Genomic DNA, 25,292 nt, shown 5'->3' on the forward strand with positions numbered 1-25,292 from the left:
TTTATTACCATTGAATTCCATGGGGAAAACAAGCAAGTAAAGTTTCCCTTCATGTCAATCAATTTTTATGAGGAGTGGTGTCGTGCAAATATTTGAACAATCTGATGCGATAAAGCGTCTTCCTGAGCAGTTTTTTGCCAAGTTAGGAAAAAGGGTTCGAGAACTTATTCAAGAGGGGCATGATGTTATTAACTTAGGGCAAGGGAACCCAGATTTACCTACTGCTGATCATATCGTAAAAGCGTTACAAGAAGCAGCTGAAAAACCGATCAATCATAAATATTCTCCGTTTCAAGGATTTCCGTATTTTAAACAGGCAGTTGCTGATTTTTATAAACGAGAGTACGATGTCGATTTAAATCCAGATGAGGAAGTTGCCCTTATGTTTGGATCAAAAATCGGTTTATTTGAGGTGAGTCAATGTCTCCTTAACCCTGGGGATACTGCGCTACTCCCAAATCCAGGTTATCCAGACTATTTATCTGGTGTCGCATTGGCGAATGTAACACATGAATTTATGCCACTTCTTGAGGAGAACGGCTTTTTACCTGACTATAGTAAAATATCAGAAGACGTTTTGCAAAAAGCAAAATTGATGTTTTTGAATTATCCGAACAATCCAACTTCGGGTGTTGCGACAAAAGCATTTTTTGATGACACAGTCGCATTAGCAAAAAAGCATGACATTTGTGTTGTCCATGATTTTGCCTATGGTGCGATTGGCTTTGATGGTGTAAAACAGCCAAGTTTTCTAGCTTCAGAAGGAGCAAAAGACGTCGGAATTGAAATGTATACATTGTCTAAGACGTATAATATGGCGGGATGGCGTGTCGCTTTTGCGGTTGGAAACCCATCTGTCATTAAAACGATTAATTTATTACAAGATCATTTGTTTACAAGCCTGTTTGGTGCGATTCAAGAGGCAGCGACAGAGGCAATTTCAGGAGATTTAACCTATGTGCGAGAACTTGTTGACATTTATGAAAAGCGCCGAAACGTACTAGTCGATAGTTTACGCAAAATAGGTTGGGAAGTGGAAGCCCCAAAAGGTACATTCTTCGCTTGGTTCCCAGTTCCCAATGGATACACATCTGCAGAATTTGCCAAACTATTATTAGAAGAAGCCCATGTCGTTGTTGCATCTGGAGATGGCTTTGGGACCTTAGGGGAAGGGTATGTTCGTCTCGGATTACTAGATTCAGAGGAGAGATTAAGAGAAGCGGCCGAAAGAATTGGGAAGCTAGGATTGTTTAGATAACCTTTTTCCTTTAACTATTTAGTGTGTATTTCCACGGAATTCATTCCAACTTAATCTCGCTACGGGTTACTTATCATGTAACGGAGTGAAAATTATGCCCGCTGCATCTCGTCAGAAGCTATAAGGTAAATTATTTTTAAACAATGGAAAAAGGATCAGAATACATTTTCTGGTTCTTTTTTTCATTGATTTCATTGTAAGGCCAAGTAAGGAGCTGTGATAAAAAGAAAAAGTTTTTTTACAAGCTGGAAAAATACGATATATGCTATACTAAAAAGAAAATAAGGATTGATAAGTTAGATGAATCGAGTAAAGCGGCTTTCTGATAGTATAGCAGAAGATATTCTGGCGATGATTACGATTGAAAAAAGATTTCTTTCAGGTGATAAACTTCCGAACGAAATTGAGTTATCAGAAGAACTTAATATTAGTAGAACGACATTGCGTGAAGCGATTAGAATATTAGTTACCAATGGCATATTAGAAATTAAACGAGGCAGAGGAACATTTGTAAAAAAAGATGTGGATTTACATCATTCAATGGAATCATTAAATGATCTTTCAAATGCAAGAATCAATGCAAAAGACTTGTATGAAATGCGCCTGATTTTTGAGCCAGAAGCTGCCTATTATGCGACGATACGAGCAAGTGAGGCTGAGCTCAACCGAGTTTTAGAATATGGAAAACAGATTGAACAAAAAATTAACCGTGGTGAAGATCGAACAGATGTCGAACAAAAATTCCACAAAGCGATTGCCAAGGCTACCCATAATGAATTCATGGACAAGTTGATGCCAGTTATTTTTCAGGCGATTGATAAAGGTGTCATATTATCACAAAAAAATGAACGAGTCGTAAAAGATACATTAAATGACCATAAAATGATCATGGAATTTATGAAAGTGCGCAACCCTGAGGGAGCGAGAAGTGCAATGAAAATTCATATTTTACATGCGATGAAAGATTTAGGGATTGAGTAAAAGTATTTTGTTACATCATTATCTTTCTATTTGTCCTACAACTATGTTGACAGCAGACAACGCAGGATTTAAAATAGATTTAATATTTTAAAATTAAAGGTGTGTTCAGATTGAGAAGTAATATGATTAAAATTGGAGTCGACCGTGCTCCTCACCGTAGTCTTTTATATGCAACTGGAAAAGTAAAGCCGAGAGATTTAGAGAAACCGTTTATCGGTGTTTGTAACTCATATATCGATATTATTCCGGGTCATGTTCATTTGCGAGAGTTTGCAGACGTCGTGAAGGAAGCGATTGTGGAAGCGGGTGGAATCCCGTTCGAATTTAATACAATCGGTGTAGACGATGGGATTGCAATGGGACATATTGGAATGCGTTACTCCTTACCAAGTCGTGAACTCATTGCAGATTCTGCCGAAACGGTGATTAATGCGCACTGGTTTGATGGTGTATTTTATATTCCAAACTGTGACAAAATTACACCAGGAATGTTAATGGCAGCTGCTCGTACAAATGTTCCTTCTGTTTTTGTATCAGGTGGCCCAATGGAAGCAGGTGTAAGTTCAACAGGAAAACAAATTTCTTTAACCTCTGTCTTTGAAGGTGTTGGTGCCCACAAATCTGGTCAAATGTCTGATGAAGAATTATTAGATATTGAAATGAATGCTTGTCCAACATGTGGTTCATGTTCCGGTATGTTTACGGCAAACTCAATGAACTGTTTGATGGAAATGTTAGGAGTTGCACTTCCAGGCAACGGTACAATCGTGGCAACAAGTGAAAAACGTAAAGAGTTAGTTAAGGAAGCAGCAAAACAATTAGTTCGAATGATTAAAGAAGATATTAAACCACGTGATATCATCACAAAGGAAGCAATCGATGATGCATTTGCACTTGATATGGCAATGGGGGGATCGACAAATACGGTACTCCACACATTAGCGATTGCGAATGAAGCTGGAATTGAATACGACTTGGCTGAGATTAATAAGGTTGCAGAAAGAGTTCCATACTTAGCAAAAATTATGCCAGCATCTGATATTTCAATGGACGATATCAATAAAGCGGGTGGAGTAGAAGCGATTATTAATGAGTTAACAAAGATTCCAGGGGCGATTCATCCAGAACGGATAACAGTGACTGGTAAAACGATGGGGGAACTTGTCAAAGACCATCATATTACGAATCCAGAAGTAATTCGTACAAAAGACAATCCGTATAGTCCAGTTGGTGGTCTATCCGTACTATATGGAAACATTGCGCCAGAAGGATCTGTTATTAAAGTAGGTGCAGTCGATCCATCGATTAAAACATTTACAGGTGAAGCAGTTGTTTTTGACTCACAAGATGAAGCACAAGAAGCGATCGATGATGGAACAGTACAAGCAGGTCATGTTGTCGTCATCCGCTATGAAGGTCCAAAAGGTGGTCCGGGTATGCCAGAAATGCTTGCGCCAACATCTGCGATAATGGGTCGTGGACTTGGAACGAAAGTAGCATTGATAACTGATGGACGCTTTAGTGGAGCTTCTCGTGGTATTTCCATCGGTCACATTTCACCAGAAGCTGCAGAAGGTGGTCCTATTGCTTTGGTTGAAAATGGTGATACAATCGAAATCGACTTACCAAGCCGAACGATTAATGTAAAAGTTTCAGACGAAGAATTAGCAGAACGACGTAAAAATTTAAAACCGTTCGAACCAAAAATTAAAACAGGATGGTTAGGAAGATATTCTAAACTTGTCACAAATGCCTCAAAAGGTGGCATCATGAGTATATAATTTAGCTAGTTTAGCAGATTACTAACAACAGACCCCTTTCTGAAATCGGATCAGAAAGGGGTGATTCACTTTTGGAAAGCTGGATACGTATGAATCGCGCTTAATGTCACGCGGCGCTCCGCCACGTTCCGTCCACAGCCGAAAATCGCGTTCAATGTCACTCACTATGTCACAATTTTAGCCTATAAGAGCGTTTTCGCTATACTTTCGTTATATTAACTATTGTTATGTTGCTAAAACCTTATATACCCCATTAGCAATACTTGTTTGAACCAATTGACCTATTCATGAAATGCTCTAACTAATTTAATTATGAATTGTTTTGATAGTCGCTATGATAACCCCTACATTCCTTATGCATCATTTCCTGTTACATATGTGCAGTTCAAAATCGTTATGCGCCAATTTTGTAAAACAAGTGCTGTATGAACTCATTACGTTATGTACTAGATTCGTTAAATATGTGTCGTTAAAACTCGTTATGCGTCATTTTTGTAAAACATGTGTTTTCCGAAATAGATCTGGGTCAATTCTACAAAGCATGTACGATTTAATAGGCTTTCATCATGGCGTCTGATTTTTAGAGGTGAATGATTAATTTTTGAGAAACTGCAAGCTTATTATTTATTGATTTTTGTCATTGTAGCATAGATCGATACAGGCTTTCCTCCCGTATTGGTGAAACCGAGCTGATCTTCAGGATTACAATAGATGATATCCCCTTCATTAACTTCAAGATCCTTCCCGTCAATTGAGAATGTCCCGTTTCCTTCGATGACAAGTAAATATAGTTCACGTCCTGGATGATTATGAGGTCTCATCTCTTGATTAGGGAGAAAATTGAGTAAAAAGACAGTGCTATGTTTATGCTTAATAATGTCTATTTTGGTAAACCGATCTTCCTTGAATTGTTGTGCTTTTTTTATGGAATGGTTGTCCATTTCTTTCCCTCCTAATGGTATGTTTTGTGTATACTTTTAAGGTACTATAATTCCAAGTTGGATACAACTCGTTTAATACAGGTCATTCTCTGTACGTGCATCTTCCAAAAAGACAAATATATTAGCTAAAGCGTAAATTATATCCCCATCGGTTTTTAACACTATGATTTCACCCTTGTCCAAGAAAACTTTGCACTAGAAATGTATTTTTACAAATATTCAAGTGGATATGTTATAGTTGTTGTAAGTTCAGTAAAAGCTCATCATGTAAAAATTTAGGATGAATGATCGACTTTTGTTGGTTAGAACATGAAACGCTTATATACTGATGTTCACATTAACTTGTTCTTCCGTAATATAAAATATTCATTATTTTTGTTTCATATAACATTAAAACGTAGAAAGGTGGCAATGAAATGACGAAAGATTTACGAATAAATAGTAAAGTATTTGATGGAACAATGAAATCGCCAAACCGTGCAATGCTTCGTGCTGTTGGATTTACAGATGAAGATTTCAAAAAACCAATGGTAGGCATTGCTAGCACATGGAGTGAGGTTACTCCGTGTAACATACATATTAAAGATTTAGCAGAAAGAGCAAAAAAAGGCGCCCGTGAAGCTGGTGGAGCACCGATGATTTTTAATACGATTACTGTATCTGATGGTATTTCAATGGGAACGGAGGGTATGCGCTACTCATTACCAAGCCGTGACGTGATTGCAGATTCAATTGAAACAGTTGTAGGTGCTGAAAGCTTGGATGCGCTCGTAACAATCGGTGGTTGTGATAAAAACATGCCTGGTTGCATGATTGCGATTGCAAATGCAGAAGTTCCATCCGTTTTTGTTTATGGTGGAACGATCCGTCCTGGAAAACTAGATGGTGAAGATATTGATTTAGTATCTGTTTTTGAAGGGGTAGGACAAAACAACAAAGGTGATATTGATGATGATCAATTAAGACGTATCGAGTGCCATGCATGTCCTGGAGCAGGCTCATGTGGTGGAATGTACACAGCAAATACAATGGCGTCAGCAATTGAAGCGATGGGAATGAGCTTACCAGGTAACGCTGCAAAACCAGCAACATCGGAAGAAAAGTCTGAAGAATGTGAAGAAGCAGGTAAAGCAGTGTACAATTTACTTGAAAAAGGCATTTATCCAAAAGACATTATGACAAAAGAGGCATTTGAAAATGCAATTACTGTCGTTATGGCTCTTGGTGGTTCAACAAATGCGATTCTACATTTACTTTCCATGGCACATGCAATTGACGTTGATTTAACCATTGACGATTTCAATGACATTCAAAAAAGAGTTCCACATATTGCCGATTTAAAGCCGAGCGGTAAATATGTAATGGAAGATTTATATAAAGTCGGTGGTGTGCAAGCCGTCATGAAATTACTCCATGAAAATGGTTACTTACACGGAGATTGTTTAACTGTTACAGGTAAAACATTAGCCGAAAACTTAAAAGATGCACCATCATTAAAAGAAGGGCAAAAAGTAATTACACCGCTTGATCAGCCGAAACGTAAAGATGGCCCACTTATCGTGTTAAAAGGGAATTTATCCCCAAGTGGTGCAGTTGCAAAGGTTTCGGGTGTAAAAGTAAAACATCACGAAGGACCTGCACGTGTATTTAATACAGAGCGTGAAGCGACTGAAGCGGTGATGAATGATGAAATCAACGAAGGAGACGTACTTGTCATTCGTTATGTCGGACCAAAAGGTGGACCTGGAATGCCTGAGATGTTATCTATTTCTGCCATTTTAGTTGGAAAAGGACTCGGGGAAAAGGTTGCCCTTTTAACGGACGGACGTTTCTCTGGAGGGACACACGGCCTAGTCGTTGGACATATTACTCCGGAAGCGCAAGTTGGTGGACCGATCGCACTTTTAGAGGAAGGCGATGTTGTAACGATCGATTCTGAAGCACAAGAAATTTCCGTAGCGGTTTCAGATGAAGAGCTTGCAAAACGCCGTGAGAACTGGGAAGCACCACCTTTATATGCGAAAGGTGTCTTAGGAAAATACGCACATAACGTATCTTGTGCATCCATTGGAGCGGTCACGGATCGTTTTGACGAAAGATAATGTAGAAAAAACTATCTCGATTTTTTGAGATAGTTTTTTTAATGTATTTCTAGAAATTCCTTGCATACGGGAGAGTGTGACGTACCACTTTATCCACAATTTCATGAAACTTATGCTCAATGGAGTTCGCCACATGTCCCATTCTCCACAATTCCGCGAAACACTTCGCCTTTGACGTTCGCTCCGTAATCTCCTTACATCATGTCCGCCGCATTTTGTCACAGATTATCATGAAATGTTATAAGTGAAAATTCACGATTTTTTAATAAAAGGTACCTTTATCCCCTCATCTATAAACATATTTTCCTCTATATTGATATAGCTCATCGTATTTCGTATCCAATAGAGAGTAGGGGTGATTTTAAATAGATTCGTATCATGCTGATTCTCAAAAGAAATAATAAAATAGTCCATTGCGCGTCTAATCGTAAAACGTGTTTTATATTCATCAACTAGCTCATAAGTACCTTCCATCTTTTTATGATCGTTTAAGTGGATGATCTTAGGATGTTTTGGTGCAAAAATCTCATCACTATTGCTAGGCTGATGTAAATAGGTTACTATTTGTTGTTCATATTCAGGGTTTATTTCTTCATTTGTTAAAAGGACGATCAATTTTTCCTCATTAAAAGAGTAATGGCAATATGCTGAATAACCTGGCCAACTACCGGTATGACCAAATGAATCTTCTCCGATAACAAATCCATAACCATAATTTTTATTAAACATGGATGGGGTTAAAGCAAGTTTTAACAGTTTATGGGGTATCAACTTACCCTGAATAAAACCTTTTAAAAATTGAGCGATTTCTTTTGCGGTAGAGTAAATTTCCCCATCTCCATAAAAATCATGCATATCAATCTGTTTAAAAATAGGGTCATCTTTTAATGGAATAAATTTATTGAATCGATAATCGAATAATTTACCAACAGCAATATACTCATAATTAGGATTAGTTGTTGTATAGTGAAGGTCGAGAGGTAATGCAATCATTTTTTGTAAACATTCCTCATAAGAAAGCCCTGTTTCCTTTTCAATTATTTTAGCTAGCAATACATAGTTTGTATTCGAATAAAACCATCCTTCACCCGCAAGAAAATCAGGTTCGGCTATCTGTAAAATATCTTCTATATTTTTAATTTGCTTGTTACCTGTATATTCAGGAATACCTGATGTATGTGAAAGCAATTGTTCAATAGTTACATCTTTAAACGTATTCGACCTAAACCAAGTGTTTAATGTATCATTAAGACCAACCTGTTTTTTTTCCACAAGCTGTAAAAGGAGAACAGCTGTATACATCTTACTTAACGATGCAATATTAAATAACGTCTTCTCTGTAATAGGTATAGAATGGTTAATGTCTTGATACCCGAATTGTAAATCCGCAATAAAATGATTGCTATTTTCCACATAAATTGCACCATGAAATGATTGTCTTTTTAATGTAGCTTTTATATTATTTATCATATTTTATGCTCCTTATCATATTAGATAACTAACATATTTGTCGTGAGAGGATTACTTAAATTCCTTTATTGCAATTCTCTCTAGCTTTTTTGTAATTCTCTCCAACTCTTTTAATTCGGAAGATGTTAATTTAGAAAATAATCGATTTGCTACGGCTCGTTCGACATGTTCTTGTTTTTCGAAATATTCCAGCCCTTTTTTATCCAGTGTAATATACACTTCACGACGATTTAAAGAATTGATCGAACGCTGGATAAAATGCTTTTTTTCCATTTTTGCGATAAGTTGGCTCACCGCACTAGAACTAATATGCATTTCTCTAGCTATTTCACCAACGGTTACTTTTTTAGCAAAATAGACTATATCTAACAAAACTGCCTGTTGTGTAGTGATCGAACTAGCTAGATATTTTCTGTAATGTTTATAAATTAACCGATTCATTAAATAATCTGCCTCGTTTATTTGTTTTACATGCTTATAAAGATCCAAAAAAACCACCCTTTTAATGAGTTAGATAACTAACATATTAAAAGATTTATGGAATAAGATCAACAAATATATAAATCTTTAAATGAAAAAGTTGTCGTTTTTAGCAAAATAAATGGCTTTCTTTGTCACAAAAGAGTCAATTTCTTTATTAAAAACTCCATTAAATAGATTGCAAGTATGAGATAATCATGACAATAGAAAGATGGAATTAATTAATAAAAGCAAAAATTTTCACAGGTAAAGGAGCGATATAATGGAGCAATATGTTACTGTAGGAGAAAATAATATATATGTATCCATAAAAGGGGAAGGACCTCCTATTGTTCTCATTCATGGAACTGCATCTTATCACTTTTGTTGGAGAAATATAGTTGCTACATTGTCTGAAAATTATTCAGTATATGCATTGGATTTACTCGGTTATGGTGAAAGTGATAAGCCAGTTAATGCTTGTTATAGTAAAGAGGCGCATGCCCAAAGAGTGATAGAAGTTCTACGGAAATTAAATCTTTCATCTGTCCATTTAATAGGACATTCAATGGGTGGAGAGGTCTCTGTTCATGTTGCATTAAAAGCACCAGAACTGGTAGAAGACTTGACACTCATTGCCCCTGATGGTTTTCGCAAAGGGGTTCATTCATTTACTAAATATATTGCAAAACGAGGTTTGCTAAATGGCATGTTTAAAGGCATGTTAAGACGACCACCGAAGCCAAAGATGATGTCGCGAATGCTTGGTCTCCCAATTGAAACACTTACACCGGATTTATTAGCTGGTTGGACAAAACCTTATTCTGATCCTAATATGCCTTATATCATTACGAAAACATTGGCAGATGATGATACAGGCGTCATTTCAAGTAAGGTTTGCCAATTATCTTTACGCGTATTATTAATTTATGGGACGAATGATAAGCTAGTTCCACAACATGTATTTAGAGCTTACGAAAAGGAACTACCGAATATTTCAGTCGAAAAATATGAGGGTTTTGGTCATGTGTTAATGGAAGAATGTCCTGAAAAGTTGACTGAATCAATTCTTAGGTTTATTTGAACAATACAAGTATTTGGATTTCTTTCTTGAAAATTAGCAAGAATTTCAAGGGGAATTCAATTTAATTTTAAAAGATAAAGTATGACCAACAACAAGTTAATAAACTTTCAGTAATAAAAAAAGAAATGGGAGTCAAGTTATAGTCTTGACCCCATTATTATTAGAAATTTCCCGGCAAATAAAAGAGAGAGATGTCAAAGTTACCGGAAAATCTCTAAACTATTTTTTTAATTGCTGAGTCCATCAGTGATAATATCGATATTGTAGTTTAAATATTTTACATACGTATCGACTTCTTCACCAGGATTTCCAATTTCATCTGAGTAAATAGGTTTTTCATAAATATCAACTCCAGACTCTTTAGAAACTGTTTCCATCGGACGTTCATCTACGTTTGATTCAATGAATAAAATAGGTACATTGTTTACTTGAATGTATTCAACCAATGATTTAATTTGTTCAGGTGAACCATTTTCTTCCGTGTCTACCCTCCAAATACATTCCTCTTCCAATCCATATCGATCAAGCATATATTGGAACGCACATTCACTCGTTACTAAAATTTTGTTTTCTTCAGGTAGTTCCCCTAATTTTTGTTCATAATCCTGATCAATTGCATGTAATCTTTCTAAGTATGCTTCAGCTTGTTCTTCATAATACTCTTTGTTGTCAGGGTCTACCTCAACAAAAGCATCACGCATATCTTCTACCATACGAATTCCGACAACTGGATCGATGAATGAATGAGGGTTTATCTCTTCTTCCCTTGTAGCCTCATCTTGAAGGTACATCGGCTCCACCTGTTCTGTTAAACTGAAGACTTTTGACTCATCTTGACCAACAGAATCAATCAGTTTGAAAAACCATCCTTCTTTTCCACCTTCTAAGTTCATTCCGTTATAGAATAAAATATCTGCATCCGTTGCTTTTTTGATATCTTCTGGTAAAGGTTCATATTCATGAGGGTCTGTTCCTGTTGGTACTAGGTTATGAACTTCAACTTTATCTCCACCGACTTCTTTTACCATATCTGTAATAATGGTAAAAGAAGAAACAACTTGTAATTTATCACCATTATTTTCTGTTTCTGTTGACTCAGTCGATACGTCATTATTTTCTGATATATCTTGCTCCTTATTTGAAGCGTCATTGTTCCCTCCACAAGCTGCAAGTATAAGTAATGCAAAACTTGCTACAAAAATAAACCTAAAAATATTTCTCATTATTCCCTTACTCTCCTTTGATATAATTAATATATTTTTCAACTTTTCACATACAAAAGCTATTATTTTTCGATCGCAATTTTGCGTTTGTTTTTTTGAATTATTCTCCAAAACACGCCTTGTTTCGGTGAAAAGAGAAATACAAGAATGAATATTGCTGTTGTTGCTAATACAATGATTGGCCCAGAAGGCAAGTTATAAAGAAAACTAAAATAAAGCCCAATGATCGACGAGGCTGCTCCGAAAAAAGCAGCTAAAAAGATCATCGTTGATAATCGGTTCGTTAATAAATAGGCGGTGGATGCCGGAGTTATTAACATGGACACAACTAGAACAACGCCGACTGTTTGTAAAGATGCAACCGTTACTAACGTTAATAAAACCATAATTCCATAATGAATGAATCTGACCTTTAAGCCGTAAGCAGCTGCCATTGTTTCATCAAAACTTGAAACAAGTAATTCCTTATAAAAAATTAATACAGCTAACAAGACAATCGCACCAACAATTAACGTAATGACCATATCAGATGTACGCACGGATAAGACGTTACCAAATAATATTTGAGTTAAATCTGTTGCACTTTGTGCTGCCGTAATTAATACGATCCCGAGAGCAAACATGGCAGAAAAAACTAAGCCAATCGAAGAATCATTTTTGATACGACTATTTTGACTTATCACTCCAATACCTAGCGCAGTTAAAACACCTGTCACAACTGCTCCATAGAAGAAATTGATTCCGAGCATATAGGAAATGGCGACACCTGGCAGAACCGCATGGGAAATGGCATCTCCCATTAAGGCCATACCACGTAATACGATAAAACTACCAATAACACCACATATAATTCCTACCATAATGGAAGTAATAAAAGCTTTTTGTAGAAATTCATACGTTATTAAATCTTGAAAAAAATCCACTATACCCCTACCCCCAGACCTTGAGACAATGCAAGCTTCATTTTAAAGCAACGTTCCATATTTTCTGTCTGGAATACTTGTTGGACAGGTCCAGCTCCATATAATTCTTTATTGATAAGAATCAGATCATCAAAATAGTTTTCTACTTTAGATAAATCATGGTGTACGACAAAAATAGTTTTTCCCGCATTACGTAAATCTTTTAAAATATTTATAATGATTTCTTCACTTGCAACGTCGATCCCTACAAAGGGTTCGTCTAAGAAAAAGAAATCAGCTTTTTGTGCTAAAGCTCGTGCTAAAAAAACACGTTGTTGCTGTCCTCCTGACAATTCAGCTATTTGTCTATTACTGAATTCTTGCATACCGACTTTTTCTAGACATTGAGCAGCCAACTCTTTCTCTTCTTTCTTAGGTCGTTTAAATAAACCTAGATTCGGAAATGTCCCAAGTAAAACGGTGTCTTTCACAATGATCGGGAAATCCCAATCGATGTTGCTTCTTTGCGGTACGTAGGCAATTTTTTTACGGAGGTTATGAATTGGTTGATCGCAAATTACAACAGTACCGCTATCTTTAGGGATTAAGCCTAACGCCGCCTTCATCATCGTTGATTTACCAGCACCATTTGGTCCAACAATCCCGATCAAATTACCTGTTTTGAAAGAAAACGATACGTCCCTTACAACCTCATTACCGTAGTAAGAAACACTTAAATTCTTTACATCAATTGTACCTTTCAATTATTTCACCTTCTCACAAATGTTTTTATTTATATATATATTTGTAATACGTTAAAATTTTTACCTAGTGCAACATTTATATATACATATTATTATATTTTTGACAGTTTGTAAATCATTTTTGCATTTTATATTAAATATAATTATGCATTAGTGTTTCATTGTTTGAATCATATCCTTGTGAACTGAGACATTCCATTTATACAACGTGTGCAGTTAAGAATATCAATCGTATCATTCAATATTTCACCTTCTCACAAATGTTTATATAAATATAATACTTCACTTAGAACTAAATTTTTTACCTCATGCAAGATTAGCTGTATTTATCGTAATATATTTGTTTAGAAATGTAAAATATTTTCTATTTTATCTATATACATATGAGGATAAATTAGTTCAATGTTAAGTGAGTTATTTTAAAAAATCGATCTTAATTTCAGTTAGATTAAAATGTTTATGGAAGAACATATACCTCATTTTTGGAGTTTAAGTCGAAAGACTTGAAACCAAAAAATGAGGCAACCAAGCAAAGCGCGGTAGGAAGCATAATTTGTTTTGCATGATAAAAGGATCTTCTTTTGTATAGTTAAGTTTACTACAACTACTACAAGAAAGAGGTCTCCCAAGTAATGGCTAAAACGTTGTTAGAACTAGATGAGGCAATTGCTTTGGGAAGGGATAAAAAGGATTTATTTAAAAGACAAAGACCATTGCAATTTGAATCTGTCTTTGGATCGGTTGAACTAAAACGAAATTATTATCAGGACAGGGAGACGGGACAGTACGTTTACTTATTAGATCAACATCTTGCTTTTGATGGCACAAAAGGCATAAGTCCTGTTGTGCAGGATGAACGATTGAACTAAACAGTCACGGGGTGTCTACCGTCAGGCAAGCAAATGCAATAAGAGAAGCTTCTAGGCTATCTAAAACAGTAGAATCTTTCGGTAAAGAAAAAGTTTCTTCTTCACGAATGACGGCATTTTTATTCAGTCTTAATACAAAGAAATAACCATCGTCTGTCATTCGATCAAACCGTTGAGCAAGTAACATTAGTCCATATGCGGTATTCTTTACTATATTTGGACAGGGAATCACCCGTACTTCCATTGTAAAGGATTTTTTTGCATAAAAACCTTATTAGCGTTCTTATTATTTTGAATTGACAGAACTAATTAATGCAACGCTAGTGCACATTTATATGAATATGTTGTGATAACAGTTCAATTTAACTGAAAGTTACTTATTGATTTTTAGCATATTTCATTTTTCTCTTTAAACATTTGACAGAATGATCATTTTACTGGTATATTAGTAATTATGCTAAAAAAAAACATATTTTTCCTCGTTAGGTGAGGCTCCTATATGGAGGTAAGCTACTGCCCAGAAACGTCGAGAGACACCAATGGGTCAGCAGGAACGATCGACATAAGGTCGTTTCTAATGTAGCCGGTGAGAGAAATATTCTCGTATCCATGCCATATAGTGCTAAAACTCAACGAAGGAGGATCATTTAGTGATGTCTATTATAAGATATACACCCTTCTTCGTTGAGGGGTGTTTTTTGTTTTTAGCAAAAATGAGCATAAGATGTTGCGCAACGATCTTTTCCAAGCTCAAACATAATAGCTGGAGGTGATGGGAATATGGACAGTTCCCCCAGGGCGAAAATAAGAAATGTATCTTGGCAATTGTATAAAAATTTGATGAAACAACCACTTCCCTTCATCGGATCGGGAGTGGACGACTAAAAGGAGGTCCACGCATATGCGTTATAATGGCAATGGAGTAATTGAAGCAGAAACAGCCGGATCGTTAATGAAAAAAGAGTTTATTACCATCCAAACTACATCTACGGTTGATGAGGCGATTATGCATCTACGCGAAACAGTAGGAGAGATGAAAAATATTCATTATTTATATATTATTAATGAGTTTGATGGATTAGTTGGTGCACTATCGATTCGTGAATTATTAAGTGCAAATGGTTCAAAGCCTGTCACAGAAGTAATGGTAAAAAAATTAAGTACATTTACGGCAGACAAAGATCAAGAAAAGGTAGCAAGAATTTTCCAAGATACAGATCTTGTTTCGATTCCAGTCGTAAATCGCCAAAATGTAATTCTTGGTGTTGTTCATGTAGAAGATATTTTAGATGTCATGCAACAAGAAGCTACAGAAGATATTCATAAAATGGCATCAGTTACAACCGCACCGCCGGCTTTAGAAGGTGGATTAATGGATGCCACTGTCGGTTTACTATATCGAAAAAGAATTGTTTGGTTAGTGATACTCGTTTTTATGAACGTTTTTTCTGGTGCTGGGATTGCACATTTTGAAGATATAATTGAAGCAAACATCGCGCTTGTATTTTTCCTACCTCTATTAGTTGATAGTGGTGGAAATGCTGGTTCTCAGTCCGCTACACTCGTCATTCGTGCAATGGCGATTGGTGATGTTAAAATAAGAGACTGGTTTAAGATGTTTACAAAGGAAATAACTGTCGCAGCCGCTATGGGTTTCACCATGGCGTTAGCCGTATCCGTTGTAGGAGTTGTAAGAGGCGGGGTAGACATTGCAATTGTCGTTGCATTAACGATGGCGCTTATTGTTGTCGTCGGAAGTGTTGTTGGGATGTCATTACCATTTATCTTTAAAAAGTTAAAATTAGACCCAGCAACGGCAAGTGCTCCATTAATTACATCTCTTTGTGATATTGTCGGGGTATTAATCTACTTTGGAATTGCTGCTTGGTTTTTAAACCTATAAGGGGATGAAACTTATGGAATGGTTTATGATCGTTATGATTATCTTGATCGGTTTTATTCCGATCGTTTATCGCATGAATCAACGTATTCATCAACTGGAGCTGAAAATTCATGAAACAATGGCACAACTTAAGGTGAGAAAATAAATTCATTTATTTATTTTTAAAAATCAATTAAAACTATCAATATACTAAGTATTTAAAGAACAACAATTAACTTTTGTGGCGCGGATCGCCCCCGGCGAGTCGGGGCGTAGTAGTTGGGGTATTTTCCTACCCCAACAGATATCATTTTATAAAAGACCTTTTAAAAGATACCTTATGGAAGAAAAGGGTGTCTTTTAAAAAGAAAAATAGGTAGGTGAAAGAAATGAATCGAAAATGGGAGGAATGTCATGCTTATTTAATGCTTTATTTACAAGGAGACGATCATCCAAAGTTTAGATCGACATTTTTTCAATGTCATTTAATTCATCGACTAGCATTTTTCAATGAATTAAAATTAGACGATCGCAAGCTTTTTTATATGATGATTGAGCCAGAAGAGTTTTCTTATCTTTTTATTAAAGTAAATAGCGAAAAGCAAAAAAAGATCATGACGGAGTTAGACGAAAGATATGTTGGCCGAATGTTAAACCATCTGCAACTACATGATCTCGTCCGCTTTTTAAGAAAGTTAGATCAACAAGATAGCGATTATTACATCGCTTTTATGAGAAAGTCAAAAGTTCGTAAAATAAAATCAATGCTTTCATATGATGAGCACATGGCTGGTTCCATAATGACCATGGACTTTATTACAGCTAGTCCAAATGAAACAGTTGAGAAGGTATTGAACCATATAAAAAAACAAGGGAAAAGAATCGAGACAATTTATTATATATATGTAGTTTCCGAATGGAATAGATTAATAGGAGTAATATCTTTACGTAGTTTACTGATTGCATCAAGTGAGCAAACATTGAAATTACTAATGAAAGAACAGGTCATTTCTGTGCGAGCCGATACACATAATAAAATGATTGAGAAAATAGTATACGAGTATAGTTTACCCTATATTCCTGTAGTCTCTAAGAATAAAGAACTTTTAGGAGTTGTAATCGTTAATGATATGACCCGATTAAAAGAAATACAGCAAAGTTATAATGAAGTGAAACGAAGAAAATTGATTAATCATTCTTTTCTTAAAAAACTTTGCGCATCCACGATGTTAATCTGTTTGAATATTAGCTTTCTTTTCATATTAGCATACGCCAATTTCACGATGAAAAATACAACACTCTTGTTACTATTTAGCTTGTTATGTGCAGGAATTGCAGGGGCATATGGTACCCAGGCAGTCTATGTTGTTTTTGATTTCTTTAGAAATAAGGCAAATTGTAATACAATTTTCAATCATATTGTTGTAAAAAATGAGGTCTTAAAAGGATTAGTAATGACTATATCATGTAGTATATTTTCGGGAATAATTGTTTATAGTTTAACAAATGGAACTAGGCTAAGTATCGCAATTAGTGTCGCTTTATTTCTATCCATATTTAGTAGTACAGTTTCTGGTGTATTTCTCGCTTATTTTATGGGTAAGAAAAATGAATGTACTAAAAACCGTGTAGTATCGATGAATACAGTCTTAACATCTATTGTTTGCTTTACGGCTACAATGAAATTGTTTCAATATATTTGAAAAATAGTATGTTAAAAGGGGAAAATAGGAGTTTTAAAGCGCTAACGAGCAAAGATAACGTCATGCATAAAATCACGAGAACATCGTTTTTAATGTATTTCCAAAAAGAAACTTACCAATGCTTAACGTTATAGATGTGCAAGGCCGTTTTATCGACAAAGTCTTGCATATGCGATGGACTACTCTAGCTGAGCGAAAGTGGCTGACTTCAGCGGGAATAGCATAGTTAGTACATGGGCTAAGAGCTCTGGACTGCGCTTACGCTTGCCCTATGGAAAACCGTTTGTCGCAACAACTTGGATTGCGATTACCCGTCCCAACGTAGAAATTTGCCTCAGCACGTCCTGTGTTCTATGAATCGAAGACTGAAGCTGTGTCCGTAGGAAAGCATGTCATATTTTGCGAAAAAAACGGTAGGATGGAACGCATTTTAGTTGTTTAACAGACCCTAAATAAGATAGCCTCCTCTATTTAATCAGATAGGGGAGGCTATCTTATTTAGTAAGGATTAATATGCACTAGGACATCTTCTACTTCTTGGTATTTTTCAATCAGTGTGCGTTTTGTTTCACTTGCAATATCATGCCCTTTTTTAACAGATAAATTTGGATCAACACTAATTTTAATATCGATGATAATATAGCTTCCATGTGTTCTTGCTAGTAACTGGTCAATGCGTCTTACTCCTTCAATCGCTAAGACAGTTTTTTTATACACTTCAACTTCGTCTTTCGACAGCACCTTTTCTAAAATAATAGTTGCAGATGTCCGGATCAGATGGTATCCGACTTTAATGACAATGAGGGAAACAATAATCCCCGCGATAGCATCCCCATAAACGAGAAAAGGAATGTGAAAATGTTCACCTATAATGGCCAAACCAACCCCAATAAGTGCGGCGATAGAAGAAAGTGAATCAGAACGATGATGCCACGCTTCGGCGATTAGTGCAGAACTTTTATATTTTTTTCCTAACCAAAGCTTATAGTAAAATAAAACTTCTTTTATCAAAATGGACAGAGCTAAAATAACTAACGCTAGAGCTCCGGGTGCTTGTGGAACTTCGCCAAAAAAGACTTTGATCGATGAGATACTTATTTCGACACCAACGATAATTAAAAGCAAAGCTACGATAATGGATGCAATATTTTCAGCTTTACCGTGGCCATATGGATGTTCCTCATCAGGTGGCTTGTTCGCTATTTTTACTGCGAAGAGTACGACAATCGAACCGACAATATCTGACGCTGAATGAAGTGCATCTGCCAATAGTGCCCGACTACCAGAAATAACCCCGCCGACAGCTTTTAAAATAGTTAATAGAAGATTTACAATGATTCCAATCCATGTTGCGACAATAATGGGCTGTGAATTTTTTCGCATGAATGTCAACCCTTTCTATTCGATATATTTATCGTAACAGGTGAACCTCGTGTGGGTCTATAGCAACGTTGTTTACATAAAGAACATCAAAAGCATCTTGCAACTAATTTTCCCTTAGTAAAATCTCACATTAGTTTGAACGAAATCAAGTTTCTTCATGCAAAATGGCTTACGTGTCAAATGAAGGTAATCCTGTTACACTATGAAGTAGGTAGAAATTAGAGGAGGTATACATATGAAGTTACTTACTTTTAATAAAAATGGAACACAAACACTGGGAGTGAAAGTCGAAGCAGGGGTAATTGATGTGGCCGCAGCTCTAGAAGCATCTCCAGATGAACAGATAGAAACAGATATTATGAATGTAATAGAGGGCGGTTCTGAAGCAATTGAACGTTTACGCCACTTTATTGAAGGGCTTGAGATAAGGGAAGATTATGTACTAAATGAGGAAGAGATCAAATGGGAGCCAGCTGTAACACGACCGAAAAAAATAATTTGTGTAGGACTTAATTATAAAAAACATGCCGATGAAACGAAATCTCCTTATCCTAAAATTCCAATCCTGTTTAATAAGTTTGAAAATGCGTTAACTGGCCATTTAAGTGAAATTGTTGTCCCTCGAACAACAGAACGACTAGATCATGAAGTCGAACTTGGTATAGTAATCGGTAAAACGGCAAAACATGTGAGTGAAGAAGAAGCACTCGATTATGTGTTTGGCTATTGTACAACAAATGATTTATCGGCTCGCGATATTCAAAAAAGAGCTTCACAATGGATGACTGGTAAAACGAATGATGGGTTCGCACCTGTAGGGCCGTACATTGTCACAAAAGATGAGATTGAAAATCCAAATGACTTACAAATAACGACAACGGTAAATGGAGAAGTGAGACAAAATTCAAACACGGCTGATATGATTTTCAACTGCGAAGAACTGATTAGTTATATTTCTAAATATATGACATTAACGCCTGGTGATCTTATTATGACAGGTACTCCAGAGGGTGTTATTTTAGGTAGACCAATGGAAGAACGAGTCTATTTACAGCCGGGAGATAAAATGACAGTTGAAGTGGAAAGGTTAGGAGCATTGACGAACACATTTGTAGAAGATGTTTTCTAAGCAAAGCAAAAAAATCACCTCTCAGGATACCCTGGGAGGTTTTTCATGTTTGAATTCCCTTATGTAAACTAAAATCATTTCAGCAAGTTTACAGGAGTTAATTTTTTTGCATAAATGAAACATAGTATAGCTGTACAAAAAAGTCAACTTTTTTACATAAATACAATGAACCTTTTAATAATAATTAGAAAAAAGATCCTTCCGAATGGTTAATAATAAGTCATCGTATCAACGAAAATGAGTAACATAAAAAGTAAGAATGCAATGATAGCAAAAAGTTGAAGAACTAAACCTACAATACTACATACTAAACCAGCAGTTGCTACTCCCTGGCCATTTTCATTCGTTGCCTTAATTTGTTTTGTAGCCTTTAGAGAAATAATGATTCCAATAATTCCAGTAATAAAACCGACAAATGGTATAGTTAAGGCTAAAGCCCCAAGTACTAGTGAAAGAATTGCATTACTATTTGTCTTCACTTCGTTTTCCATATGATCCCTCCTTAACAAAATTCATACCCCAATCGACACATCCGTGCAAAGCAATAATTACTATGACCGATGTAGCGTTAGTTTCCATTTGATGTAATGATAATTCATATTATAAGGTTAAAGTGCTTAATTTTAAATAGTAGGTTAGAACTAAAGGGAATTTGGTTTTTTTCTGAATGGTCATGAGAACATAAGGAAACAAGTAAGAAGTAATGAAGAAAAATAGGCACGAAACATCATGTCTAAATCAATAATGACGTGACCAAATGATGAACCGACAGTTGTTAATGATTATTTATTTCCGATTGTGAATCATTAAAAATAATGAAGCAAAGAAATGGAAGAAGCATCTTTAACAGTAGAAGATACCATAGTAACTAGTGGAAGAAAATTTCTATCTGAAAAGACACAGTAGGGAAGGAAACAGAAGTTGATTTAAGCAAGATTCCAACAGTTGATGTTGAACCTCCGTTTGAAAGAGGACGGTAAATAAACAAACATACGAAAATTAAAATCATTGGAGCCCCTCGACGAGAATAAAGAAGCGTTTGAAGAAGAACTTGATCAGTTATTAAGACAAGAAACGAATAATATTGTTGTTAGAGTAAATGATACTTTAAGGAAGAACTTCATGTGTGCGTAAATACTATTTGTAGTTAAGGAAGGCGAATGTACTGTTTCTTTGTTTATGTAGCAATGATTGAAAAAGGGTATTGAACTTTTCAAACTAAGTTGGTCAGACCAAACTTATCAAATGTGTAAAAACAGCCAATTTGATTACGGTATATTATTTTGTAAGTGCGGAAATTTGCAGTCTATTGCGGAAAAATTATAGGAAAGTGCGTAAAATAGGTCTTGTTGCGGAAATTTTATACCAAAGTGCGTAAATATTTCTGAAACTGCGGAAAAATCTAGTGTGATCGCGAAAAAATAATAGGATAGTGCGTAAATTAGGTAAGTCGTTGTTTTACGATTAGATCATCTTTGTGACTGATGATTTTGGGCACTCAGTTGATTTTGTTTTTTAAAATATGATCATCATTTGAACACATTTTAAACGAATTAGTGATGACTCACACCAGTTTAATTGACTTTATGATCATTCATCAGTAAACTATAGTTGTGTAAAATTATCTATACGGATTATATGAGGTGACGAAATGATACAAGCAACATTAACGATCGGTGCTGTTTTGACTGTGGCATTACTTATTATAAGTATTATTCTCGTAAAAGTAACACCAAAGCAAAGCTATACTGCCTATTTCCCAGGATTTATTTTCTTTGCAGCAGGACTTATCTTATTATTATTCGCAACAATTCTCGATAGAATCTGGATCATGGGTGCGGGTCTTGGTGGAATTGGAATTGCGTGTCTTTTTGCAGCAGCAGTAAGTTTAATGGTATCAGCTGTATTTGATACATATAGACAAACAGTATAATAAAAAATGGAAGCTTGTAAACGGCCAAAAACCGGTTACAAGCTTTTTTATTGTTTAGCATAATTATATTTGAAGATACTTGTTGATAAAAATTAGTTGCAAAATTACTACATCTAGCTTCGGCGTACAGGGGGCGTAGTAGTGTAGCCAATGGCACAAATCTTTACGCGAAGTGCAGTTCCAGGAAGTGACACTTTGGTGACAAGCTTAATTTACAGCAACTTCGGGCTTTTTTTAGGACTTGCGATTGTTTTTTGGACAAGGACTTAGTCACCCTTATTCAAGTCAACATCGGTAATCGTTCGATGGCAGACAGACTAAAAATGGCTTGGGCATAAGTCGAACCTGTGCCCATTCTAGTTAAGAAATGCCATTAACGTCACGCGGCATCTTTCCCCGTGACCATTGCAGTCAAGAAAAGAAATCACGGGCACGCGGGCTTCCTCTACCTTGCCCACCCTAAGTCAGAAATCTCAAGAAGGGGTTTACTACAATGAATGTTTAAAGTCGAATTGCTGACATCTGGCATAATATAAAAAATGCAAAATTCAGAGCCCTCTGCCTCATACAATTATTCTAAAAAAATACTCGATAACCTGTTAAAGCAAAAATGTTTTCCCATCACGTTGTTCGATTTTTCTTTCTTTCATTAATCGTCCGAGCGCACGTTTAAAAGCAGATTTACTCATTTGGAAAGTATGACGGATTTCGGCAGGGTCACTTTTGTCATTAAAAGCAATTTCCCCGTCTGCCTCTTGTAAAACCGCTAAAATTTTTTCCGCATCATCAGCCATTCGCTCATGTTTTAGTGGGAGAAGGGAGACATTTAATGTGCCGTCTTCCTTTACTTCTATAACACGTCCAGTAATATATTCACCGAAACGCGGTTCTTTTGTTCGCTCAGTATGGTGAATAAATCCTCGATAATTTTCGCCTGTTAACATGACAGTTCCTTCTCGATCAACACGAATAACATGGCCACTGACTGATTCGTTTAATTCAATTTCTTCAGCAAATCCAAATAAATCAGCAAAGATTCTTTCAGTTGCTGGAACTGCTAGTAAGCGATTGTTACTATCAGCTTTTAAAGTAACATATATTTTATCTCCTTGTTTTGGCCAAACAGACTTGAACAAGGGTAAATCTTCACTGAAAATTAGTATATCCTCCCCAATTCCGATATCAATAAAAGCACCTAAATGGGGGATGACATCAACAACTTCTGCCCAATCGTACAGACCAACAACAACTTTTGGTAGGGTAGTCGTTGCAAGTAGTTGTTTCTTTTTATCTGTATAAAGAAATACATCGATAAAGGCACCAATTTCACTATTTTGTACCTTTTCATCCAATGGAACTAATACTTTCATTGTTCCTTTCGTTAATAAAAATCCTTCATTCGTTCGTTCTGTTACACGCATCGTATGTATCGTACCAACTGGTAATTTTGACATCGAAAAACCTTCCTTCCATCCTATTGGAAAAGGGATACCCTATCAAAAGAGTACCCCTTTATTGTATAAAGTAACACATTTAATTATTTTTTATCCCCGACGATCATTTAATCGGGTGGGAAATCTCTATTAAATAAATACGTTCATTTTAAATCATGAGATGCCAAAGATTTCACTTTACCGCGGTCTCTAATTCCACTGGTGTTTTCTAACTTAAGCAACGTAAGCCCAACCTACTCTTACGTCCTTGCGACCCTAAAATCGCGCCAGTGTGAATAAGCATCTGCAAAAACAACTTGTAGAATGCCAGTTCACTAAAAGTATTACTTTATCATTCAACTCAGGTATGATCTCACACATTGCCTTAAAAGTCAAATAATATGTCCATTTATTAAAAAAGTTAATTTACTGCTTTAATATTACGGTTCTTAGTATATAAATAAGTGGCAAAAAATCCGGCTATAATTAATAATGTTGCTAGTGCTCCACCTTCAAGTCCGAAAGCACCACCTGTTAATAAGTCGTTCGTTTCCGACACTTCTATCGCATACATTCCATAAGGCGAAGTGCCACTAACCGCAAATCCAAATACATTCCCTTGGAAAAAGTTCCACGTAATATGATAGCCGATCGGAAGTAAGAGGCTTTTTGTCATATCAAACATATAAGCAAATAAAATACCTACGAGCGCAATATTTACTAAACCCAAAATACTAACATTCGGATTTGTCCCATGAACGAGACTAAAAACAAGCGCCGACACGACATAAATGACCCATTTCTTATTTCCTCTTTCCTCCATTGTTTTCATCACGTAACCTCTAAAGAACATTTCTTCAAAGAAACCGACAAGAATAAAGAGAATGAGAAAAGATAGTGTATACCAAGTGATTTCAGGATTTAGTAGACTTGATAAAAGGGTGACATCTCCAGTTGCAAGTAAAATAAAAAATATTGCTGCAATTGATGCTGCCCCTAAAAAAAGTCCGAAAATAAAATCCCCCCTAGGTCCTTGGATACCTAATTGATTTGGGTTCTTTTTATTTATAGCCCGAAAAACGACTAATGTTGCCGCTATTCCACCGATTGAGCCGGCTCCTTGTGTTAGTAAGACCATCCATGGACTCATCGCACCTAAATCGAATTCCATCGATATTTCCCCAGAGGAAATTTCGAAGATCGATAGTAATGTCATGCCAGGTAACATAAAAATAGTTTGACCAATAAAAACGAAAAGAAGGGCGATAAATATAAGCCATCCAGCTCGAACTTGCTTATTTTTGTTTTGAAACATGAATCTCATCCTCTCTAACAATTTTTTGTATTAAAAATTTTCACCGTAAGTAGCATTGAAAAATAAAGTATGATGCCTGTTACAATTGTAAGCACGATATAAGGGTAATATGGTATATACTTCTCCAATAGTAAGACAAATCCAGCATCTAGTTTATTAAAAATAATTTCATCTTTTAGATGTAATACTTTTACAAGTTCATCTAATAAGAAAAAGGTAAATATACTATTTAATACCATGAAGATAACGAATGCATAGATTGCCTGAACCATATGTAAAATTGGGATGGCAATTGCAATGGCAAGAAACCCAATACAAAGGAGTAAAACCATATCTCTCCAGCCGTATATATAATAATGTTCAGGTAATACCGGCAATAGTAAAAGCATATATACTTTTTGCAAAACAATGATAAGAACAACAATCAGCATACAATACAAATACCGGCTTTGAATCATTGTTTTTCGTTTAATCGGCAAACTAATGATAAATTGGTTTACACGATATCGATCATCAGAATAAAAGACAGAATAACAAAAGGCAAAAAAACTAATAAAAAAAGTAATATATGGTGAAAGGATGGTAATATAAGCGCCTAGAATAAATAAACAAAAACTACTATACGACAACCAACTATTCAGAAGCAAATCTTTTTTTAAGAGTGCTAACATGAAATCCTC

The 25,292-nt window shown here is 35.7% G+C and carries 22 protein-coding genes, 1 pseudogene and 1 riboswitch; of the genes and pseudogenes, 11 read left to right on the forward strand and 12 right to left on the reverse strand.

What is annotated here, in order from left to right:
- Positions 1–67 precede the first annotated feature (67 nt).
- The 3 genes from DFR56_RS07690 to ilvD (DFR56_RS07700) all read left to right on the forward strand — a co-directional run bounded on the left by DFR56_RS07690 (position 68) and on the right by ilvD (DFR56_RS07700) (position 4,020).
- A complete protein-coding gene (locus tag DFR56_RS07690) occupies positions 68–1,258 on the forward strand; it encodes a pyridoxal phosphate-dependent aminotransferase (protein WP_110394860.1) in 1,191 nt (396 codons plus the stop codon).
- Between the two features lie 300 nt (positions 1,259–1,558).
- Positions 1,559–2,239 carry a FadR/GntR family transcriptional regulator gene (locus tag DFR56_RS07695; protein WP_110394861.1) on the forward strand — a complete coding sequence of 227 codons (681 nt, stop codon included), beginning with the start codon at positions 1,559–1,561 and terminating at the stop codon, positions 2,237–2,239.
- A gap of 110 nt (positions 2,240–2,349) precedes the next feature.
- Entirely contained in the window at positions 2,350–4,020 is a 1,671-nt protein-coding gene (ilvD, locus tag DFR56_RS07700) for a dihydroxy-acid dehydratase (protein ID WP_110394862.1), read from the forward strand.
- Between the two features lie 620 nt (positions 4,021–4,640).
- Here ilvD (DFR56_RS07700) and DFR56_RS07705 read toward each other — a convergent pair.
- Positions 4,641–4,961, reverse strand: coding sequence for a cupin domain-containing protein (locus tag DFR56_RS07705; RefSeq protein ID WP_110394863.1), 321 nt, complete (start codon positions 4,959–4,961; stop codon positions 4,641–4,643).
- 416 nt (positions 4,962–5,377) lie between these two features.
- Here DFR56_RS07705 and ilvD (DFR56_RS07710) point away from each other — a divergent pair, with 416 nt between their 5' ends.
- Positions 5,378–7,063, forward strand: a complete 1,686-nt coding sequence (gene ilvD, locus DFR56_RS07710; protein ID WP_110394864.1) for a dihydroxy-acid dehydratase — start codon at positions 5,378–5,380, stop codon at positions 7,061–7,063.
- A gap of 252 nt (positions 7,064–7,315) precedes the next feature.
- On the opposite strand, the gene DFR56_RS07715 is transcribed toward ilvD (DFR56_RS07710), so the two are convergent.
- Entirely contained in the window at positions 7,316–8,533 is a 1,218-nt protein-coding gene (locus DFR56_RS07715; RefSeq protein WP_110394865.1) for a serine hydrolase domain-containing protein, read from the reverse strand.
- 51 nt (positions 8,534–8,584) lie between these two features.
- On the reverse strand, positions 8,585–9,031 hold the full coding sequence (locus DFR56_RS07720) for a MarR family winged helix-turn-helix transcriptional regulator (RefSeq protein ID WP_244916458.1): 447 nt from the start codon (positions 9,029–9,031) through the stop codon (positions 8,585–8,587).
- Positions 9,032–9,275: 244 nt separating this feature from the next.
- On the opposite strand from DFR56_RS07720, the gene DFR56_RS07725 reads away from it, so the two are divergent.
- On the forward strand, positions 9,276–10,076 hold the full coding sequence (locus DFR56_RS07725) for an alpha/beta fold hydrolase (protein ID WP_110394867.1): 801 nt from the start codon (positions 9,276–9,278) through the stop codon (positions 10,074–10,076).
- A 227-nt stretch (positions 10,077–10,303) separates the two neighbouring features.
- Here DFR56_RS07725 and DFR56_RS07730 read toward each other — a convergent pair whose 3' ends face one another.
- The 3 genes from DFR56_RS07730 to DFR56_RS07740 all read right to left on the reverse strand — a co-directional run bounded on the left by DFR56_RS07730 (position 10,304) and on the right by DFR56_RS07740 (position 12,965).
- Positions 10,304–11,299 (reverse strand): metal ABC transporter solute-binding protein, Zn/Mn family, encoded by a 996-nt coding sequence (locus tag DFR56_RS07730; RefSeq protein WP_110394868.1) that lies wholly within the window; start codon positions 11,297–11,299, stop codon positions 10,304–10,306.
- Positions 11,300–11,361: 62 nt separating this feature from the next.
- Entirely contained in the window at positions 11,362–12,222 is an 861-nt protein-coding gene (locus tag DFR56_RS07735; protein ID WP_110394869.1) for a metal ABC transporter permease, read from the reverse strand.
- The gene (locus DFR56_RS07740; protein ID WP_110394870.1) at positions 12,222–12,965 is read right to left on the reverse strand and encodes a metal ABC transporter ATP-binding protein; all 744 of its coding nucleotides are present in this window, start codon (positions 12,963–12,965) and stop codon (positions 12,222–12,224) included. The genes DFR56_RS07735 and DFR56_RS07740 overlap by 1 nt, the downstream gene beginning before the upstream one ends.
- Before the next feature lie 629 nt (positions 12,966–13,594).
- Between DFR56_RS07740 and DFR56_RS07745 the strand changes: the two are divergent.
- A pseudogene (locus DFR56_RS07745) lies at positions 13,595–13,834 on the forward strand (UPF0236 family transposase-like protein); the annotation flags it as partial.
- Positions 13,835–13,838: 4 nt separating this feature from the next.
- Here the strand turns inward: DFR56_RS07745 and DFR56_RS07750 are convergent.
- Positions 13,839–14,078, reverse strand: coding sequence for a hypothetical protein (locus DFR56_RS07750; protein ID WP_146214266.1), 240 nt, complete (start codon positions 14,076–14,078; stop codon positions 13,839–13,841).
- Positions 14,079–14,305: 227 nt separating this feature from the next.
- Positions 14,306–14,482, forward strand: a riboswitch (M-box (ykoK) riboswitch).
- 253 nt (positions 14,483–14,735) lie between these two features.
- On the opposite strand from DFR56_RS07750, the gene mgtE reads away from it, so the two are divergent.
- The 3 genes from mgtE (at position 14,736) to DFR56_RS07760 (ending at position 17,419) form a co-directional block, all read left to right on the forward strand.
- Positions 14,736–15,737, forward strand: a complete 1,002-nt coding sequence (gene mgtE, locus DFR56_RS07755; RefSeq protein WP_110394873.1) for a magnesium transporter — start codon at positions 14,736–14,738, stop codon at positions 15,735–15,737.
- A gap of 13 nt (positions 15,738–15,750) precedes the next feature.
- On the forward strand, positions 15,751–15,882 hold the full coding sequence (locus tag DFR56_RS23690) for a hypothetical protein (RefSeq protein ID WP_278250681.1): 132 nt from the start codon (positions 15,751–15,753) through the stop codon (positions 15,880–15,882).
- A gap of 223 nt (positions 15,883–16,105) precedes the next feature.
- Positions 16,106–17,419, forward strand: a complete 1,314-nt coding sequence (locus DFR56_RS07760) for a magnesium transporter MgtE N-terminal domain-containing protein (protein WP_110394874.1) — start codon at positions 16,106–16,108, stop codon at positions 17,417–17,419.
- Positions 17,420–17,917: 498 nt separating this feature from the next.
- On the opposite strand, the gene DFR56_RS07765 is transcribed toward DFR56_RS07760, so the two are convergent.
- Positions 17,918–18,802: a cation diffusion facilitator family transporter gene (locus DFR56_RS07765; protein ID WP_110394875.1), complete on the reverse strand. Its 885-nt coding sequence runs from the start codon at positions 18,800–18,802 to the stop codon at positions 17,918–17,920.
- 235 nt (positions 18,803–19,037) lie between these two features.
- Between DFR56_RS07765 and DFR56_RS07770 the strand changes: the two genes are divergently transcribed.
- Positions 19,038–19,931 carry a fumarylacetoacetate hydrolase family protein gene (locus DFR56_RS07770; protein WP_110394876.1) on the forward strand — a complete coding sequence of 298 codons (894 nt, stop codon included), beginning with the start codon at positions 19,038–19,040 and terminating at the stop codon, positions 19,929–19,931.
- A 209-nt stretch (positions 19,932–20,140) separates the two neighbouring features.
- Here DFR56_RS07770 and DFR56_RS07775 read toward each other — a convergent pair whose 3' ends face one another.
- Positions 20,141–20,422 (reverse strand): DUF4190 domain-containing protein, encoded by a 282-nt coding sequence (locus tag DFR56_RS07775; protein ID WP_110394877.1) that lies wholly within the window; start codon positions 20,420–20,422, stop codon positions 20,141–20,143.
- A 1,160-nt stretch (positions 20,423–21,582) separates the two neighbouring features.
- Between DFR56_RS07775 and DFR56_RS07780 the strand changes: the two genes are divergently transcribed.
- Positions 21,583–21,864: a hypothetical protein gene (locus DFR56_RS07780; protein ID WP_110394878.1), complete on the forward strand. Its 282-nt coding sequence runs from the start codon at positions 21,583–21,585 to the stop codon at positions 21,862–21,864.
- Positions 21,865–22,463: 599 nt separating this feature from the next.
- Here the strand turns inward: DFR56_RS07780 and DFR56_RS07785 are convergent.
- From DFR56_RS07785 to DFR56_RS07795, 3 genes are all read right to left on the reverse strand, one after another.
- Positions 22,464–23,318 carry a CvfB family protein gene (locus DFR56_RS07785; protein WP_110394879.1) on the reverse strand — a complete coding sequence of 285 codons (855 nt, stop codon included), beginning with the start codon at positions 23,316–23,318 and terminating at the stop codon, positions 22,464–22,466.
- Between the two features lie 400 nt (positions 23,319–23,718).
- Positions 23,719–24,612, reverse strand: coding sequence for a CPBP family intramembrane glutamic endopeptidase (locus tag DFR56_RS07790; protein WP_110394880.1), 894 nt, complete (start codon positions 24,610–24,612; stop codon positions 23,719–23,721).
- 14 nt (positions 24,613–24,626) lie between these two features.
- Complete coding sequence (locus DFR56_RS07795) at positions 24,627–25,283, reverse strand: ABC-2 transporter permease (protein WP_110394881.1); 657 nt, start codon at positions 25,281–25,283, stop codon at positions 24,627–24,629.
- Between the last annotated feature and the right edge of the window lie 9 nt (positions 25,284–25,292).

This window comes from Pseudogracilibacillus auburnensis (genome assembly GCF_003201975.1).
Classification (GTDB): Bacteria; Bacillota; Bacilli; order Bacillales; family Amphibacillaceae; genus Pseudogracilibacillus; species Pseudogracilibacillus auburnensis.

Bases quoted from the DNA above. Each gene is read 5' to 3' on its own strand.
- mgtE (WP_110394873.1), top strand. From the start codon at position 14,736: ATGCGTTATAATGGCAATGGAGTAATTGAAGCAGAAACAGCCGGATCG.
- DFR56_RS07780 (WP_110394878.1), top strand. From the start codon at position 21,583: ATGATACAAGCAACATTAACGATCGGTGCTGTTTTGACTGTGGCATTA.
- DFR56_RS07695 (WP_110394861.1), top strand. From the start codon at position 1,559: ATGAATCGAGTAAAGCGGCTTTCTGATAGTATAGCAGAAGATATTCTG.
- DFR56_RS07770 (WP_110394876.1), top strand. From the start codon at position 19,038: ATGAAGTTACTTACTTTTAATAAAAATGGAACACAAACACTGGGAGTG.
- DFR56_RS23690 (WP_278250681.1), top strand. From the start codon at position 15,751: ATGGAATGGTTTATGATCGTTATGATTATCTTGATCGGTTTTATTCCG.
- DFR56_RS07795 (WP_110394881.1), bottom strand. From the start codon at position 25,283: ATGTTAGCACTCTTAAAAAAAGATTTGCTTCTGAATAGTTGGTTGTCG.
- DFR56_RS07765 (WP_110394875.1), bottom strand. From the start codon at position 18,802: ATGCGAAAAAATTCACAGCCCATTATTGTCGCAACATGGATTGGAATC.
- DFR56_RS07715 (WP_110394865.1), bottom strand. From the start codon at position 8,533: ATGATAAATAATATAAAAGCTACATTAAAAAGACAATCATTTCATGGT.
- DFR56_RS07690 (WP_110394860.1), top strand. From the start codon at position 68: ATGAGGAGTGGTGTCGTGCAAATATTTGAACAATCTGATGCGATAAAG.
- ilvD (WP_110394864.1), top strand. From the start codon at position 5,378: ATGACGAAAGATTTACGAATAAATAGTAAAGTATTTGATGGAACAATG.
- DFR56_RS07725 (WP_110394867.1), top strand. From the start codon at position 9,276: ATGGAGCAATATGTTACTGTAGGAGAAAATAATATATATGTATCCATA.
- DFR56_RS07760 (WP_110394874.1), top strand. From the start codon at position 16,106: ATGAATCGAAAATGGGAGGAATGTCATGCTTATTTAATGCTTTATTTA.
- DFR56_RS07730 (WP_110394868.1), bottom strand. From the start codon at position 11,299: ATGAGAAATATTTTTAGGTTTATTTTTGTAGCAAGTTTTGCATTACTT.
- DFR56_RS07705 (WP_110394863.1), bottom strand. From the start codon at position 4,961: ATGGACAACCATTCCATAAAAAAAGCACAACAATTCAAGGAAGATCGG.
- DFR56_RS07750 (WP_146214266.1), bottom strand. From the start codon at position 14,078: ATGGAAGTACGGGTGATTCCCTGTCCAAATATAGTAAAGAATACCGCA.
- DFR56_RS07790 (WP_110394880.1), bottom strand. From the start codon at position 24,612: ATGTTTCAAAACAAAAATAAGCAAGTTCGAGCTGGATGGCTTATATTT.
- DFR56_RS07775 (WP_110394877.1), bottom strand. From the start codon at position 20,422: ATGGAAAACGAAGTGAAGACAAATAGTAATGCAATTCTTTCACTAGTA.
- DFR56_RS07785 (WP_110394879.1), bottom strand. From the start codon at position 23,318: ATGTCAAAATTACCAGTTGGTACGATACATACGATGCGTGTAACAGAA.